This is a genomic window from Streptomyces pseudovenezuelae (assembly GCF_029892565.1).
GTDB lineage: Bacteria > Actinomycetota > Actinomycetes > Streptomycetales > Streptomycetaceae > Streptomyces > Streptomyces pseudovenezuelae_A.
On record NZ_JARXVH010000006.1, the window covers coordinates 554097 to 570289 of the forward strand.

The 16193-nt window shown below is 70.2% G+C and carries 16 protein-coding genes and 1 riboswitch; of the genes, 13 read left to right on the forward strand and 3 right to left on the reverse strand.

Going from position 1 to position 16193, the window contains the following annotated elements; all coding sequences use genetic code 11:
* The 10 genes from M2283_RS22470 (at window position 1) to M2283_RS22515 (ending at window position 9029) form a co-directional block, all read left to right on the forward strand.
* A complete protein-coding gene (locus M2283_RS22470) occupies window positions 1–1185 on the forward strand; it encodes an ROK family transcriptional regulator (protein ID WP_280878116.1) in 1185 nt (394 codons plus the stop codon).
* A 207-nt stretch (window positions 1186–1392) separates the two neighbouring features.
* Window positions 1393–1523: riboswitch (FMN riboswitch) on the forward strand.
* 152 nt (window positions 1524–1675) lie between these two features.
* A complete protein-coding gene (locus M2283_RS22475; protein WP_280878117.1) occupies window positions 1676–2281 on the forward strand; it encodes a riboflavin synthase in 606 nt (201 codons plus the stop codon).
* A complete protein-coding gene (locus M2283_RS22480) occupies window positions 2278–2919 on the forward strand; it encodes a nicotinamide mononucleotide transporter family protein (RefSeq protein ID WP_280878118.1) in 642 nt (213 codons plus the stop codon). The genes M2283_RS22475 and M2283_RS22480 overlap by 4 nt, the downstream gene beginning before the upstream one ends.
* Entirely contained in the window at window positions 2916–4214 is a 1299-nt protein-coding gene (locus tag M2283_RS22485) for a bifunctional 3,4-dihydroxy-2-butanone-4-phosphate synthase/GTP cyclohydrolase II (protein WP_280878119.1), read from the forward strand. The genes M2283_RS22480 and M2283_RS22485 overlap by 4 nt, the downstream gene beginning before the upstream one ends.
* A 22-nt stretch (window positions 4215–4236) precedes the next feature.
* Window positions 4237–4722, forward strand: coding sequence for a 6,7-dimethyl-8-ribityllumazine synthase (gene ribH, locus M2283_RS22490; RefSeq protein ID WP_020128903.1), 486 nt, complete (start codon window positions 4237–4239; stop codon window positions 4720–4722).
* Between the two features lie 34 nt (window positions 4723–4756).
* Window positions 4757–5029, forward strand: coding sequence for a phosphoribosyl-ATP diphosphatase (locus tag M2283_RS22495; RefSeq protein ID WP_006378313.1), 273 nt, complete (start codon window positions 4757–4759; stop codon window positions 5027–5029).
* Window positions 5030–5101: 72 nt separating this feature from the next.
* The gene (hisG, locus tag M2283_RS22500; RefSeq protein WP_280878120.1) at window positions 5102–5959 is read left to right on the forward strand and encodes an ATP phosphoribosyltransferase; all 858 of its coding nucleotides are present in this window, start codon (window positions 5102–5104) and stop codon (window positions 5957–5959) included.
* 14 nt (window positions 5960–5973) lie between these two features.
* On the forward strand, window positions 5974–6417 hold the full coding sequence (locus tag M2283_RS22505; protein ID WP_280878121.1) for a PH domain-containing protein: 444 nt from the start codon (window positions 5974–5976) through the stop codon (window positions 6415–6417).
* A 177-nt stretch (window positions 6418–6594) separates the two neighbouring features.
* Window positions 6595–7920: a hemolysin family protein gene (locus M2283_RS22510; protein WP_280878122.1), complete on the forward strand. Its 1326-nt coding sequence runs from the start codon at window positions 6595–6597 to the stop codon at window positions 7918–7920.
* Window positions 7917–9029: a hemolysin family protein gene (locus tag M2283_RS22515; RefSeq protein ID WP_280878123.1), complete on the forward strand. Its 1113-nt coding sequence runs from the start codon at window positions 7917–7919 to the stop codon at window positions 9027–9029. The genes M2283_RS22510 and M2283_RS22515 overlap by 4 nt, the downstream gene beginning before the upstream one ends.
* A 124-nt stretch (window positions 9030–9153) precedes the next feature.
* On the opposite strand, the gene M2283_RS22520 is transcribed toward M2283_RS22515, so the two are convergent.
* The gene (locus M2283_RS22520) at window positions 9154–11013 is read right to left on the reverse strand and encodes an AAA family ATPase (protein WP_280878208.1); all 1860 of its coding nucleotides are present in this window, start codon (window positions 11011–11013) and stop codon (window positions 9154–9156) included.
* A 426-nt stretch (window positions 11014–11439) separates the two neighbouring features.
* Entirely contained in the window at window positions 11440–12090 is a 651-nt protein-coding gene (locus M2283_RS22525; RefSeq protein ID WP_280878209.1) for a uridine kinase family protein, read from the reverse strand.
* A 243-nt stretch (window positions 12091–12333) separates the two neighbouring features.
* Here M2283_RS22525 and M2283_RS22530 point away from each other — a divergent pair, with 243 nt between their 5' ends.
* The 3 genes from M2283_RS22530 to M2283_RS22540 all read left to right on the forward strand — a co-directional run bounded on the left by M2283_RS22530 (window position 12334) and on the right by M2283_RS22540 (window position 14733).
* Window positions 12334–13704: a peptidase C39 family protein gene (locus tag M2283_RS22530; protein WP_280878124.1), complete on the forward strand. Its 1371-nt coding sequence runs from the start codon at window positions 12334–12336 to the stop codon at window positions 13702–13704.
* Between the two features lie 166 nt (window positions 13705–13870).
* Entirely contained in the window at window positions 13871–14011 is a 141-nt protein-coding gene (locus M2283_RS22535) for an SCO1431 family membrane protein (RefSeq protein WP_124002909.1), read from the forward strand.
* 62 nt (window positions 14012–14073) lie between these two features.
* Complete coding sequence (locus M2283_RS22540; protein ID WP_280878125.1) at window positions 14074–14733, forward strand: TetR/AcrR family transcriptional regulator; 660 nt, start codon at window positions 14074–14076, stop codon at window positions 14731–14733.
* Window positions 14734–14789: 56 nt separating this feature from the next.
* On the opposite strand, the gene M2283_RS22545 is transcribed toward M2283_RS22540, so the two are convergent.
* A complete protein-coding gene (locus M2283_RS22545) occupies window positions 14790–16031 on the reverse strand; it encodes a glycoside hydrolase family 18 protein (protein WP_280878126.1) in 1242 nt (413 codons plus the stop codon).
* Window positions 16032–16193: the final 162 nt, after the last annotated feature.

The window sequence follows — 16193 nt, forward strand, 5'->3', positions numbered from 1 at the left end:
ATGCCCGCATCACCGAGCACCGCCCGGGCCATCAACGACCGGGTCGCCCTGCAACTGCTCCAGCGGGAGGGCCCGTTGACGGCAGGGCAGTTGAAGCAGCTGACCGGGCTGTCCCGCCCGACGGTCGCCGACCTCGTCGAGCGGCTCGCCGCGTCCGGACTGATCACCGTGGTCGGCGAGGCGGGGGAGCAGCGGCGCGGACCGAACGCGAAGCTGTACGGGATCGTGACCGACCGGGCCCAGCTGGCCGCCCTGGACGTCCGTACCGAGGGCGTCTGGGTCGTCGTGTCCGATCTGGTCGGGCAGGTCCTCGCCGAGGCGTCCGTGCCGATCGGCGACGACACCGGGACCGGCCCCGCGGTGGAGCAGGCGGTCGCCCTGGTTGAGCGGGTGGTCAAGGAGGCCGGCGCCGACCGCCTGCACACCGTCGGCATCGGCGCCCCCGGCCTGATCGACCCGGTCACCGGCGAACTCCGCGACTCCTCGGGACTGCCCGCCTGGCACCGCCGCCTGGCCACCGCCCTCCAGGAACGGCTCCCCGAGGCCCGCGTCAGCGTCGAGAACGAGACCAACCTCGCGGCCCTCGCCGAGCAGCGCGACGGAGCGGCCCAGGATCGCGACACGTTCGTCCTGCTCTGGCTCGGCCACGGGACGGGAGCGGCGGTCGTCCTGGACGGCGCCCTGCGCCGCGGCGCCTCCGGCGGCACCGGCGAGATCGGCTTCCTGCCGGTGCCGGGGACGACGGGACTGCCGTCGGCCACGGACTGCGAGGGCGGCTTCCACACGCTGGCGGGCTCGTCGGCGATCGCCGAACTGGCGAAGCGGTACGGCGTGTCGGCGGAGGCAGGCCCGTACGAGCCGGTCGCCGCGGGCCTCGTACGAGCCGCCGTGGCCAGTGGTGCCGCCGAGGCCGACCGCTTCCTCGATGCCCTCGCGGACCGCGTCGCCGTCGGCGCCGCCTCCGTCGTCGCGATCCTCGACCCCGGCTGCGTGGTGCTCGGCGGCGAGGTCGGGCAGGCCGGCGGAGCGGAGCTGGCGGGTCGGGTGGAGGCGCGGCTGCGCCGGATGTCACCGCTGCCGACGGAGGTGCGGGCCGGTGCGCTGGGCGGCGGCGCGGTGCTGCGCGGGGCGCTGCTGACGGCGCGGGACCGGGCGCAGGAGGAGCTGTTCGCGCCGGGGCGGTGAACGGCACGCGTTGGGAGGCCCGGCGACGGGCAAGGGCCGTCGTCACCGTCGCCGGACCGGTTCAGGGTACCGCGTAAAGGACTAGACCAAAGGGTTCCTCAAGGAATCCCCAGTTGAGAAGTCCAGCGACGTCGCCTGTGAGCCACCCCACATCGTTCGCCCGTATGGACGTGGATCAGGCGTGGCACACTGGCCGTGTACCAGAAGCAGCGCACTCCGGGGTCGGTGAAAGTCCGAACCGGCGGTTACAGTCCGCGACCCGGTCACTTCCAGTGACCGGTTGACCAGGTGAAATTCCTGGACCGACGGTTAAAGTCCGGATGGGAGGCAGTGCGCGGCGGGCGAGCATCATTCGTGTGCGCGTCGCCGTATCTGGGCTCGCCCTGCCGGGCGGGTCCCTTCGGCGTCGCCCCCGGTGTTCTCGCTCGTACATTCTGTCGTCATCGACAGCCCCGGAGTCCGTGCCCGATGTGGCAGGAGGACCCGGGAAGTGTTCACCGGAATCGTCGAAGAGCTGGGTGAGGTCACCGCCGTCGAGAACCTCGGCGACGCCTCCCGCTTCAGGCTGCGCGGCCCCGTCGTCACCGACGGAGCGAAGCACGGCGACTCCATCGCCGTGAACGGGGTCTGTCTCACCGTCGTCGAGCACGAGGGCGACGAGTTCACCGCCGACGTCATGGCGGAGACCCTCGACCGTTCCAGCCTCGGAGCCCTCACCGCCGGCTCCCGCGTCAACCTCGAACGCCCCACCGCCGTGGGCGCCCGCCTGGGCGGCCACATCGTGCAGGGGCACGTGGACGGCACCGGCGCGGTGCTGGAGCGCAGGCCGTCCGAGAACTGGGAGATCATCAAGATCTCCCTCCCCGCGGACCTGGCCCGGTACGTCGTGGAGAAGGGTTCCATCACCGTCGACGGCATCAGCCTCACCGTCGTCGACGCGGGCCCCGACTACTTCACCGTCAGCCTGATCCCCACCACCCTCGCCCTGACCACGCTCGGCCTCAAGCAGCCCGGCGACCCGGTCAACCTCGAGGTGGACATCGTCGCCAAGTACGTCGAGCGGCTGCTCGCGTCCGGCCAGGGGGCGGGCAAGTGAACTCCCTCAACTCCGAGGCCTTCGTCCTGTTCGGCCAGCACATCCTCTGGTCGGACATGATCGGCAACATCCTCGGCCTGATCGGACTGGCCCTCGGCTGGCGGCGCAACCTGTGGAGCTGGCCGGTGCAGTTCGCCTCCGGCCTCATCCTCTTCGGCGCCTTCTACGGGCATCTGACCGGCAGCGCCGGCAAGCAGGCCGTCGTCATGGTCGTCGCGCTGTACGGCTGGTGGCAGTGGAACCGCAACAAGGGCGCGGCCGGCGACGGTCACATCGCCCCGCGGTTCGCCACCTGGCGCGAGCGCGGCGCGATGATCGGCGCCGCGGCCGTCGGCACGGTCGCGGTGGCCCTGCTCTTCAAGGCCTACCCGTCCCTGTCCTGGGACCCCTGGCCGGACGCCTACATCTTCGTCGGCACGGTCGTCGCCATGTACGCCCAGGCGCGCGGCATGGTCGAGTTCTGGTTCGCCTGGCTCCTCGTCGACCTCGTCGGCGTCCCCCTCAACTTCGCCAACGGCTACGCCTTCTCCGGCTTCGTCTACGTCATCTACGGCGCACTCGTCCTGTGGGGCATGCGCGACTGGTGGCTGCGCTCCCGCGACGGCGCGCGGCCCGTCCTGGAAGGAGCGCCGGCATGACAGCGGCACCGATTCTCTACAGCACAGACGGCATCGAGGACTGGTCCCTCGACCCGATCGAGCAGGCCATCGCCGACATCGCGGCCGGCCGCCCGATCGTGGTCGTCGACGACGAGGACCGCGAGAACGAGGGCGACCTCGTCGTCGCCGCCGAGAAGGTCACGCCCGAGATCGTCGCCTTCATGATGAGCGAGTGCCGCGGCCTGATCTGCGCCCCCATGGAGGGCGACGAGCTGGACCGGCTCAAGCTGCCGCAGATGGTCGAGGACAACACCGAGTCGATGAAAACCGCGTTCACAGTGTCGGTCGACGCCTCGGCCGTTCACGGTGTGACCACCGGTATCTCGGCCGCCGACCGGGCGACCACGCTTCAGCTGCTCGCGAGCGGCAAGGCCCAGGCCGACGAACTCGTCCGCCCCGGCCACATCTTCCCGCTGCGCGCGAGGGACGGCGGCGTACTGGTCCGCAACGGCCACACGGAGGCCGCCGTCGACCTCGCCCGCCTGGCGGGCCTGCGCCCGGCCGGCGCCATCGTCGAGATCGCCGGCGAGGACGGCCGCATGCTGCGGCTGCCCGAGCTGATCCCGTTCGCCCGCAAGCACGGCCTGACGATCATCTCCATCGAGGACCTGATCGCCTACCGCCAGGCCGCCGAGCCCACCGTCCGCCGCGAGGCCGAGGTCCGACTGCCCACCAAGCACGGCGAGTTCACCGCGTACGGCTACCGCTCCACCGTCGACGGTGTCGAGCACGTCGCCCTCGTCCACGGCGAGATCGGCGAGGGCGAGGACGTCCTGGTCCGCGTCCACTCCGAGTGCCTGACCGGCGACGTCTTCCACTCCCTGCGCTGCGACTGCGGCCCCCAGCTGGAGGCCTCACTGCAGCGCATCCAGGAGGAGGGCCGGGGCGTGGTCGTCTACCTGCGCGGCCACGAGGGCCGAGGCATCGGCCTGCTGTCCAAGCTCCGGGCGTACGAACTCCAGGAGCGCGGCCGCGACACCCTCGACGCCAACCTCGAACTCGGCCTGCCCGCCGACGCCCGGGACTACGGCGCCGGCGCGCAGATCCTGGAGGACCTCGGGGTGCGCAGCGTGCGCCTGATGACCAACAACCCCGACAAGAGCGACGCCCTGCTGCGGCACGGCCTCAAGATCAGCGGTCGTGAGCCGATGCCCGTACAGGCGGGCGAGCACAACCTCCGCTACCTGCGCACCAAGCGGGACCGGATGGGCCACGACCTGCCCTGGCTGGACGCGGCCCCCGCGGCACCCCTGTCCACCTGCAACAACCAGTAAGCACACCGAGGAGACAACGAACGTGAGCGGCAAGGGCGCACCGGAACTGTCCGTACGCAACGTCGGAGACCTGCGGGTCGCCGTCATCGCGGCGCAGTGGCACGAGAAGGTGATGGACGGACTGGTGGACGGCGCCCTGCGCGCCCTGCACGACCTGGGGATCGACGAGCCGACCCTGCTCAGGGTCCCCGGCAGCTGGGAACTCCCGGTCGTGGCAAAGGTGTTGGCGGGCCGGGGCTACGACGCGATCGTCGCCCTCGGCGTCGTCATCCGCGGCGGCACCCCCCACTTCGAGTACGTGTGCCAGGGCGTCACCCAGGGCCTCACCCAGGTCTCCGTCGAGACCGGCGTCCCCGTCGGCATGGGCGTGCTGACCTGCGACACCGAGGAGCAGGCCCTGGACCGGGCCGGCCTGGAGGGCTCGAACGAGGACAAGGGGCACGAGGCGGTGACGGCCGCGGTGGCGACGGCGGCCACGCTCCGCTCAGTATCTGAACCCTGGAGGTGAGCGCCGCGCACTTGCGCATAGGGTTAGCACCATCATGTCCAATAAGACGTTCGAGGAGCTCTTCACCGAGCTCCAGCACAAGGCCGCCACCGGCGACCCCGCCACTTCCCGCACCGCAGAGCTGGTCGGCAAGGGCGTTCATGCCATCGGCAAGAAGGTCGTCGAAGAGGCCGCCGAGGTCTGGATGGCCGCCGAGTACGAGGGCAAGGAAGCGGCCGCCGAGGAGATCTCGCAGCTGCTCTACCACGTCCAGGTGATGATGGTCGCCCGCGGAATCTCGCTGGACGACGTCTACGCCCACCTGTAAGTCTCCAGGCCTGTAAGTCCCCTGGTTCCACGTAGACCCGCACAAACCCATCACGCGAAGGAAGCCGACCTCATGCTGCGCATCGCCGTCCCCAACAAGGGTTCCCTGTCAGGACCTGCGGCGGACATGCTGCATGAGGCCGGCTACCAGCAGCGCCGCGAGTCCAAGGAACTGCGCATCGTCGACCCGGTCAACGAGGTGGAGTTCTTCTACCTCCGCCCCCGTGACATCGCGATCTACGTCTCCTCCGGCCGCCTCGACATCGGCATCACCGGCCGCGACCTGCTGATCGACTCCGGAGCGAGCGCCGAGCCGATCCTGCCGCTCGGCTTCGCCCGCTCCACCTTCCGCTTCGCCTCCAAGCCGGGCGCCGCGAACACCATCGCGGACCTCAAGGGCAAGACGGTCGCCACCTCCTACGAGGGCATCGTCGCCAAGCACCTCGCCGACAAGGGCATCGACGCCTCCGTCGTGCACCTCGACGGCGCCGTCGAGACCGCCATCGAGCTGGGTGTCGCCGAGGTCATCGCGGACGTCGTCGAGACCGGCACCAGCCTGCGCAACGCGGGCCTGGAGGTCTTCGGCGAACCGATCATGAAGTCCGAGGCGATCGTGATCCGGCGCACCGGCGCGGACGTCGACGAGGCCGCCGAGCCGAAGGTGCAGCAGTTCCTGCGCCGCCTCCAGGGCGTCCTGGTGGCGCGGACGTACGTGATGATGGACTACGACTGCCGCGTCGAGCAGCTGGAGAAGGCCGTCGCGCTGACCCCGGGTCTTGAGTCGCCGACCGTCTCCCCGCTGCACAACGAGGGCTGGGTCGCCGTCCGTGCCATGGTCCCCGCCAAGGAGGCCCAGCGGATCATGGACGACCTGTACGACATCGGCGCGCGGGCCATCCTGACCACGGCGATCCACGCCTGCCGGCTCTGAGGGACGTACGAGCCATGTCTGATCTGCCTGTTCTCCCCGTCACCTTCCGGCCGGGCCGTACCCGGGCCGTCCTGCTCGTCGCCGGTGCCGTGATCTTCGTGGTCATCACGACGGTCGCGATGCTCCTGGAGCAGCTCGGCCCCGGTGAGCGGCTGAGTTTCATCTTCACGGCGGCGCTGCTCTTCGGTGTGCTCGCGCTGCTCGCCCGGGTGAAGGTCGTCGCCGACGAGTCCGGTGTGACCGTGGTCAACATCGCCAGCCGGCGCCGACTGGCCTGGGCGGAGATCCTGCAGGTCAACCTGCGCCCAGGCGACCCGTGGGTGTTCCTCAACCTCAGCGACGGCACCAGCCTGCCCGCGCTCGGCATCCAGCCGGGCATCGCCAAGCAGCACGCCATCGCCGACGCGCGCGCCCTGCGGGCGCTCGCCGAAGCCCGCTCGACAAGGGATCTGCCCTAGAGACCCATGTCTTGATTAATCTGTTGGCGGAGGCGTTTTCGTTGCGCCTCCGCCACTGATGTTCCCACCGGTCCTCAGAGGCCCCCTGCTACCCGAGGAGTGACTCCCTCCAGCGATGGACGGATCGTCCTGTAGTACCTGCGCCGCCCCCTCACGACATATCGAGGCGGCGGCATCATGACCATCCCCTTGCTGCTTCTCGGAGCGGCATTCCTGTTGATCCTCGCCAACGGCTTCTTCGTGGCGGCCGAGTTCGGCCTCGTCACGGTCGAGTCGACGGACGCCGAGAAGGCCGCGGCCGAGGGCGACCGCCGGGCCCGCAGAGTCGCGGAGTCCCTCAAGGAACTCTCCTTCCAGCTGTCCGGCACCCAGCTCGGCATCACCATCACCTCCCTCGTCGTCGGCATGCTGGCCGAACCGGCGCTCGCGGAGCTGCTGCACGGCCCGTTCACCGCGATCGGCCTGCCCGAAGGGGCCGTCCCGAGCGTCTCGGTGATCGTCGGCATGCTGCTGGCCTCGGCCGTGCAGATGGTGATCGGCGAACTCGTGCCCAAGAACTGGGCGGTGTCCAAGCCCATGCAGGTCGCGCGCTTCGTCGCGGGCCCGCAACACGCCTTCGCGCGGCTGTTCCGCCCGGTCATCGCCGCGCTGAACACCGTGGCCAACCGCCTGGTGCGTGCCCTGGGTGTCGAGCCCGCCGAGGAGCTGGCCTCCGCCCGCACCCCGGGCGAGCTCGTCTCCCTCGCCCGGCACTCGGCCCAGGCCGGCACCCTGGAACAGGACACGGCCGACCTCTTCGTACGGACCCTGTCGCTCGCCGAACTGACCGCGCAGCACGTCATGACGCCGCGCGTGAAGGTGAGCGCGCTGCAGTCCTCGGCGACCGCCGAGGACGTGGTCAACCTGACCCGCGCCACCGGCCTGTCCCGCTTCCCCGTCTACCGGGAGAAGATCGACGAGGTCGTCGGCATGGTCCACCTCAAGGACGCCCTCGCGGTCCCCGCGCACGACCGACTGCGCACCCCCGTGGGCCGCATCGCCCGCCCGGCGCTGCTCGTCCCCGAGACGCTGCCGGTGCAGCCGCTGCTCGGTCAGCTGCGCAGCGAACAGCCCATCGCGGTCGTCGTCGACGAGTACGGCGGCACGGCCGGCGTGGTCACGCTGGAGGACATCGTCGAGGAGATCGTCGGCGAGGTCCGCGACGAGCACGACGGGCAGGACGTGCCCGAACTCGCCGCCGCCCCGCCGGAGGACGGCAGGCTCGCGTGGGACGCCGACGGCAGCTGCCGGGTCGACATCCTGCAACGCATAGGCCTCGACGTACCCGAGGGGCCCTACGAGACCGTCGCCGGGCTGGTCGCCGACCTGCTCGGCCGGATCCCGGCCGCCGGCGACCGGGCCGAACTGCCGGGCTGGCGGCTCACCGTGCGCCGGGTCGGCCACTACCGCGCCGAGCGGGTCCGCCTGGTGCGGACCGGGTCGGTCGTGGAGGTCACCCGATGAGCGTGCTCCAACTCCTGTTCGCCGGAATGCTCGTGCTCACCAACGGCTTCTTCGTCGGCGCCGAGTTCGCCCTCGTCTCCGTGCGCCGCAGCCAGATCGAACCGCTCGGCACGGCCCGGTCCCGCCAGGTGCTGTACGGCCTGGAGCGGCTGCCGCAGATGATGGCCGCGGCCCAGTTCGGCATCACCGTCTGCTCGTTGACCCTGGGCGCGGTCGCCGAACCGACGGTCGCCCATCTGCTGGAGCCGGTCTTCGAGTGGGTCCACCTGCCCGACGGGATGATCCACCCGCTCGGCTACATCATCGCGCTCGCCGCCGTCGTCTTCTTCCACCTCGTGATCGGCGAGATGGTCCCGAAGAACCTCGCGATGGCGGCCCCCGAGAAGGTCGCGCTGTGGCTCAGCCCCGGCCTGGTCGCCTTCGCCCGCGTCTGCCGGCCCATCACCGTCGCCCTCGGCGCCTGCGCCCGGGCCATCCTGCGGCTCTTCAACGTCGAGCCCAGGGACGAGGTCGAGGCGGTCTTCACCAGCGAGCAGCTCAACCGCCTGGTGGAGGACTCCGGTCAGGCCGGCTTCCTCGACCCCGAGGAGCAGGAACGCCTGGAGGACGCGCTGGAACTGGGCTCCCGCCCGGTGACGGACGTACTCCTCAAGCGCGAGTCACTGATCACGGTCAGCCCGTCGGTCACCCCGGGCAAGATCGTCGAACTCACCGCCCGCACCGGCTACTCCCGCTTCCCGGTGGCCGCCGACAACGGCGCCTTCATGGGCTACCTGCACGTGAAGGACGTCCTGGACCTGGAGGACTCCGACCGCGCGGTGCCGCAACAGTTGTGGCGGCCCATGACGACGCTACAGGCCGAACTCCCCCTGGACGACGCCCTGACCGTGATGCGCCGAGCGGCGACCCACCTGGCCCAGATCGCCGACACCTCCGGCAAGGTACTGGGCTTGGTCGCCTTGGAGGACGTACTGGAACTCCTGGTGGGCGAGGTCACGGACCCGGCCCACCGGGAGACTCCGGAGGTAAAGGTGACGGAGCCGCGAGCGAGCGACAACACGGAGCAGGCTTCGACCACCGCCGACCCGGAGCAGGCCCTGGCACGCTGAAGCAAGCGGTGCTTACCGACGCAGGCCCCCCGCCCCACCCAGGGGCGCGGGGAACTGCGCGACAAGCCACAACGCACCCGCAGCCGCGAATCACACAGAACCCGACCGAGCTCTCGCGACCCGCCTACATCCCGGCAGGATCCTGGGGCCCCCGCCCCGACAACACCTCTCCGTACGCCTGCATAAGATCCGGCAGCCGCAAGGTCGACAGATCGTCGCGCGTCAGCACACCCGGATACGTGGACAGCCGAAGATCCCGATACGCGCAACTCTTCTCGTAAAGCGTGCGCAGGAACCGCCCGTTCCCCAACTCGTCGATCCACCCCTGATCCACCACATGCCCCGCGATGGACCGCAGCTCGTCAAGAGCCTCCTCGTCCCACACGTCACCGTTCTCCGCGGCCAACACCTCGCCGATGGAGGTGAGTTCGAGGGGACGGTACGACGGGAAGTCGACCCGGGTGGTGAAGCGCGACGACAGACCGGGGTTCGCGGCGAGCAGCCGATCCATGCCCTCGGGATAGCCGGCCAGTATCACCACCAGGTGGTCCCGGTTGTCCTCCGCCCGCTTCAACAGCACCTGCAAGGCCTCGTCGCCGTACGCATCCCCTTTGCCATAACCGGAGTTGGAGAGCGAATACGCCTCGTCGACGAAGAGGACCCCACCGATCGCGGAGTCGATCAGCTCGTTGGCCTTCACGGCGGTCTGCCCGAGATACTCGCCGACCAGATCGGCGCGCTGGGCCTCCACGAGATGGTCGCCGCCGAGCAGCCCGAGCGCGTAGAAGACGCGACCGAGGATGCGGGCGACCGTGGTCTTGCCGGTGCCGGAGGGCCCGGAGAAGACGAAGTGCCGCTTGGGCGGCTGGACCGGCAGGCCCTGCCCGGCGCGCAGCCGGGCCATGTTCAACTGTGCCGACAACGCCTTGACCTGGCGCTTCACCGGCTCCAGGCCCACCATGCGCTCCAGTTCGGCGAGCGCCTCCTCAAGTAAGGCGGGGTCGGTCGGACCGGTGGGCAGCGCCGACGACGTGGCGTTCTTCTCCCGCACCGTCGGATCGATCACCGACGGCAGCGGACCGGTCGGCGGCAACTCCGGCTCGGACAGCCGCAGATCGCGGCCCTCGGAGCCGAACAGCGGGTCCAGGCTGTCCGGTCCCTCCAGCGCGTCCGCGCCGCCGGAGAGGGTGATCGCCGCGAGGTCGGTGGCCTCGTCGTACCCGTCGCCCTCGGAGATCGCCGCGAGCCGGGCCGAGGTGTCCATGAAGGCGGGGTCGACGCGGTGCACGGCCCGGTAGAGGGGGAGTGCGGCGGCCGAGCGGCCGGTGCCCTCGTGGGCCCGCGCCAGCCAGTAGCGCAGCTCCTTGCGCTGCGGCTGCTCGCTGCGACAGCGCATCAGGGCCGACGCGAGCAGGGGCTCGGCCTGTCCGTACATCTCCAGCCGGACCCGGGCCATGCCGCCGAACAGGCCCGCCTCGATGCCGAGCAGGGCGTCGTCGATCAACGGGTCGGTGTGCCGGACGAGTTGCTCCCAGTCCTTGACCAGGTAGGCCCGGCAGGCGTGCAGGAAGCGGACCTGGTGGTCGGCGTCCACCGGCGGCAGACCCGCCAGGGCCCGGTCCAGCTCGGGGACATGCCGTCCGTCCAGCCAGTGGGAGGCGTGCGCGAGCAGCAGATCGCGCGGGCTCTCCAGCACCGGCTGCACCCACCAGCCCAGCCAGTACCAGGAGTTGAGGGAGCGCCGGTGCCGGGCGCGCTGTTCGCCGAAGCGGTCGCGGTGCCGGAACATCCGCAGCAGCGCGGTCGTCGTGTCGACGCGCAGCGCGTGCAGGCCGAGCCATCCGTCGGCCATCCCGGGATCCATCCGCACCGCGGCCCGGAACTCCTCCTCCGCCTGCGGATAGGCGCCCATCGTGTAGGCATCCACACCTCGCAGCCAGGCGAGGTCGGCCGGGGCCTCGGGGCCCCGCGTGCCGAAGTCCATCACGTCCCCCACAAACCGTGCCCCCGTCGGTTGGCCGGCGGGCCGTTGCCCGTCGGCCTCCTTGATCGAACCGCCGTGCCGCGGACCGGAGTTGCGGTGCGCGCAGCCGTCCGAAGGTCGCACCGAGGGCATCGTACCTGCGCCGGTGTCGCCCGCCGTAGGGTGCCGCACAGGCCGTTTGGCGAGGTGGGAGCAGATGGGGCGCATCGGGAACGGTCACCGTGCGTGAGCGAATTGCGCCGTAGAGCGTCCGAATAGCGGGACGAGGGCAGAACGAAGCCCCCGATCACGGGGGAACAACCGGGGGCTTCGCGTTTCTGGGCGGCTTCGCATGGCCGCACATTCAGAACGTAAGTCCTGTACGGCTATGCGGTCAAGCCGAGTTGAGGCACTCCGGGAAGTTGCCGAACGGGCGTCTTCACAGGTTCAGCACATTGCGGATGGTCCGTCACCCAGCGTGAGTGCGTGGTCCAGTCCAGCGGTGTTCACGGGCCCCGGGAGTACCTCGTACCCCTTCACGCACTGCCGTACCAGGGCGTCGGCGAAGGGTCGTGAAGGATCCTCGGCGAAATGCCGACGCTCCGCCGAGACCCACTCGCCCCAGAACTCCCGCTGTTCCTCCCCGTCCCTCTGGCGTCCCCGCGTCCACGACTCCTCGGAGGGCAACTCCATCCACAGCAGACACGCCAGATGCGGGCGCAGTGCGCGGCGGCCCGCGCCGACGCCCTCGATCAGTACGACGGGGGCGGGCGGGAGCGTGCGGGGCGGTCCGAAGTGGCGGGCTTGCCAGTCGTAGGGGGCGTACTCGGCGCTCTCGCCGCGATGGAACGGCTCGATCACCCGCGTCAGCAGCCGCCCGGTCCACGCGAACAGCTCGTCGTGGCTGGCGATGTCGTCGAGGTGCAGCACCGGGGCGTCGTCCAGGGCGCGGGCCAACTCCCCGGCGAACGTGGTCTTTCCGGAGCCGGCGTGCCCGTCGACGCCGACCAGACGGACCGGGCCGCAGGAGGCGGGGAGACGGCGGAGCCGGGAGGCGAGGTCGTGAATGGCTGTTCCTTGGCTGTGCGGTGGCGAAATGGGCCGATATGGGCTGACCGGCGAGCAGTGTCTCACGGGGGTGCTCGGGGGCGGGACCCTGGAGGTGCTCCCTGCCGCGTTCCTGAGCCGGTCACGTCAGTGGTCGAGACCAATATTCATGGGCGTGCCATGGACGAAATTGCTGGCAGGAGGCGCCTCCTGCGGTCATAGTTGGCGCACAACCGTGCAGCGCAACGTGCATGGGACCAGCACCGACTCGGACACCTGGGGGTCTCTCCACCCATGAGCAGAGCCGAACAGCCGTCCCGCAGAACCGTCCTGGCCGCCGCGGTCGCCGCGGCCGTGGTGGGCAGCGCAGGACCCGCCGTGGCCGCCGACGCGACCGACTCCGCGGACGCCGCCGACATCCCGGCCCGGCAGGGCCGCCAGGTCGACTACCGGGCCTGGACCACGTACACCGACTGGCGCGGCGGTGCCGCCAAGGGCGCCCGCGCCGTCGCGGGTGCCCGTCCCGGCGTGGTGATCGCGGCCCCGGCCGGAACCACCGACTACACCGACCCGCACACCGGCACGACCGCCGCCTGGGAGTACGCGACCTGGACGTCCCCCGTCCACAAGCTCGCCGTCCCGGCCACCGAGGTGATCTCCTCCTGGAACGCGCGCACCCCGGCCGGCACCTGGCTCCAGGTCGAGCTGACGGGGAAGTACTCCGACGGCACGGCCACGCCCTGGTACGTCATGGGCCGCTGGGCCGCCGGTGACGGGGACATCAAGCGGACCTCGGTCGACGACCAGACCGACGGCAAGAGCACCATCTGGACCGACACCTTCGCGATCGACGACGCCACCACCGGCCTGCGCCTGGTGTCGTACCGGCTGCGCCTGACCCTCTACCGCAAGCCCGGCACCCGGCTCACGCCCACGGTGTGGCGGCTCGGCGCGATGGGCTCCGACATCCCGGACCGCTTCACCGTCCCGGCCTCAACCGCGGGTCTCGCCCAGGAGTTGATCGTCCCGCGCTACTCGCAGGAGATCCACGCGGGCCAGTACCCCGAGTACGACAACGGCGGCGAGGCCTGGTGCAGCCCCACCTCCTCGCAGATGATCATCGAGTACTGGGGCGGCCGGCTCACCCCCGAGCAACTGGCCTGGGTGGACCCGGCGTTCGCCGACCCGCAGGTGTGCCACGCGGCCCGCTACACGTACGACTACCAGTACGCGGGCTGCGGCAACTGGCCGTTCAACGCGGCCTACGCGGCCACGTTCAAGGATCTGCAGGGCGTGGTCACCCGGCTCGGTTCGCTCACCGACCTGGAGACGCTGATCGCGGCCGGCATCCCGGCCATAACGTCCCAGTCCTTCCTCAAGGAGGAGCTGACGGGGGCGGGTTACGGGACCTCCGGGCACCTGATGACCGTGATCGGCTTCACCGCCGACGGCGACGTGATCGCCAACGACCCCGCCTCGCCCAGCGACGCGGCGGTGCGGCGCGTCTACAAGCGGCGCGAGTGGGAGAACATCTGGTTGCGTACCAAGCGGTACAACGCCTCCGGCAAGGTCACCTCCGGCACCGGCGGGGTCTGTTACCTCTACTTCCCTACGGCGCCCACCCACCGCCAGCGCAAGGCGCTCGCGGCGGTCGGCGTGCGCTGACCGGACCGGCACGGCACAAGGGCCCCGGGAGACCGGGGCCCTTTCCGTCGGCGTGTGTCCAAGGCCCGTGTGACCAAGCTCTCGGCCGCAAAAGGGCTGATCAGTGGCAAGGTGGACGGATCGGTGGGGGGAATCCACCCGATGCATCCGACCTCAGCGAGAAGCCATGACGACACACTCAGCCACCGCTGCCCGTGCCCGTACCGGCGGCCCCAAGGACGACGGCCCGAAGGTCCTTGAGCACGTCATGGGCTGGACCCTCGTCGTGGTCGTCGCGATGCTCGTGGCCCAGCTCGGTCTGCTGTGACCTGACAGATACGACCTGCCATACTGCGGAGGTCCCGCCGCCCTTTGGAAACAGGGTCGAATTTGAACATCAGCCACCAGAGCGACGCCGTCCGGCCGCGGGCGCGCGGCACGGAGCGCTCGCTGGCGCGCCGCGCCGAACTCATCGCCATCGGGCGGAAGTTGTTCGCCGACACGTCGTACGACGCGCTCTCGATGGACGACATCGCCCGGCAGGCGCATGTCGCCAAGGGGCTGATCTACTACTACTTCCAGTCCAAGCGCGGCTACTACCTGGCGATCATCCACGACTCCGTCGCCGACCTGATCACCTTCGCCGCGAGCGGACTCGAACTGCCGCAGGTGGACCGGGTCCAGCGCACGATGGACAGCTATCTGCGCTGGGCCGAGAACAACCAGGCCGCCTACCGCACCATCGTCAGCGGCGGCGTCGGCTTCGACGCCGAGGTGCACGCCATCCGGGACGGCGTGCGCGAGGCGATCGTCGCGACCATCGCCGACGGGGCGTACGGCCGCACCGACATCGCTCCGCTGGCCCGCATGAGCCTGTTCGCCTGGGTGTGCGGTGTCGAGGGGGCCGCCCTGGACTGGATCGACCGCCCCTCGCTGTCCCGCGAGACCATGCGCGAGATCCTGGTCAAGACGCTCGGCGGCGCCATGCGCGCCATCGAGGAACTGGACCCCTCCTACCCGGCCCCGGCACCCGCGCGGCGCGACAACTGACATAGGGGCGGCGGCCCGTGGCCGGACCACCGCCCCAAGTCACCCTCTGATGAAGGTCAGTTGATGGCCTTGATCAGCTCACCGTTCGAGGTGTCCCCGCTCAGCTCCCAGAAGAAGGTGCCGCCCAGGCCCTGCTGGTTCTTGTACGTCATCTTCGTGCCGATGGTCGCCGGGGTGTCGTAACTCCACCAGTCGCTCCCGCACTTGGCGTACGCCGTGCCGCCCACCGTGCCGGTCGCCGGGCACTTGGTCTTGAGCACCTTGTAGTCGTCGATGCCCTGCTCGTAGGTGCCCGTCGCCGGGCCGGTCGCCGTGCCGCCGGGCGCCGCCTGCGTGACCCCGGTCCAGCCGCGGCCGTAGAAGCCGATGCCGAGCAGCAGCTTCGAGGCGGGGATGCCGAGGCCCCTGAGCTTGGCGATGGTCGCCGAGGTGTAGAAGTTCGCCTTCGGTATGCCCGTGTAGGAGTTCAGCGGGGAGTGCGGGGCGGTCGGTCCCGCCGCGTCCCAGGCGCCGAAGAAGTCGTACGTCATCGGGTTGTACCAGTCGACGTACTGCGCCGCGCCCGCGTAGTCGGCCGCGTCGATCTTGCCGTCGGCCGTGGCGTCGGCGGTGATGGCAGCGGTGACCAGGCTGGAGCTGCCGAACTTCGAACGCAGCGCGGACATCAGGTTCTTGAAGGCGTCCCGGCCACTGGTGTCGCAGGACAGCCCGCAGGAGTTGGGGTACTCCCAGTCGATGTCGATGCCGTCGAAGACGCCGGCCCACTTGGAGTTCTTCACCAGGTCGTAGCAGGACTGCGCGAACGCGGCCGGGTTCTTCGCCGCCTCGCCGAAGCCGCCGGACCAGGTCCAACCGCCGAAGGACCAGAGGATCTTGAGGTTCGGGTGCTTCTTCTTCAGCTTCAGCAGCTGGTTGAAGTTGCCGCGCAGCGGCTGGTCCCAGGTGTCGGCGACGCCGTCCACCGACTCGGCGGCGGTGTAGGTCCGGTCGGTCGCCGCGTAGGAGTCGCCCATGGCGCACTTGCCGCCGGTGACGTTGCCGAAGGCGTAGTTGATGTGGGTGAGCTTGGCCGCCGAGCCGGAGGTCTCGACGTTCTTGGCGAGGTACTTGCGGTCGTAGGTACCCCATTCCGTGAAGTAGCCGACGACCTTGGACCCGGCGGCCGCCTGCGTCGCGGGCGCGGCCGGTTTCGCGGTGGCATTCGTGGCGCCGGCCAGCAGCCCGGCGCCGAGGACCGCACAACACGCGGCCGAGACGAGCGCCCGGAAGGAGGCGCGGGGGAGGTGCGGGACGTGCATCGGGTGTCTCCTCGTGGGGGAGAGGGGAACGCGCGCCGATTGGCATGAACGCGGTAAAGCGTTGGCAATGAACATTAGGAGGACTAGACCAGTCAGGTCAATGGTGCGGACCAATCCGACGGTGGTGCGGACCAATAGGACGCAGATTCGACGGGGGTTGTC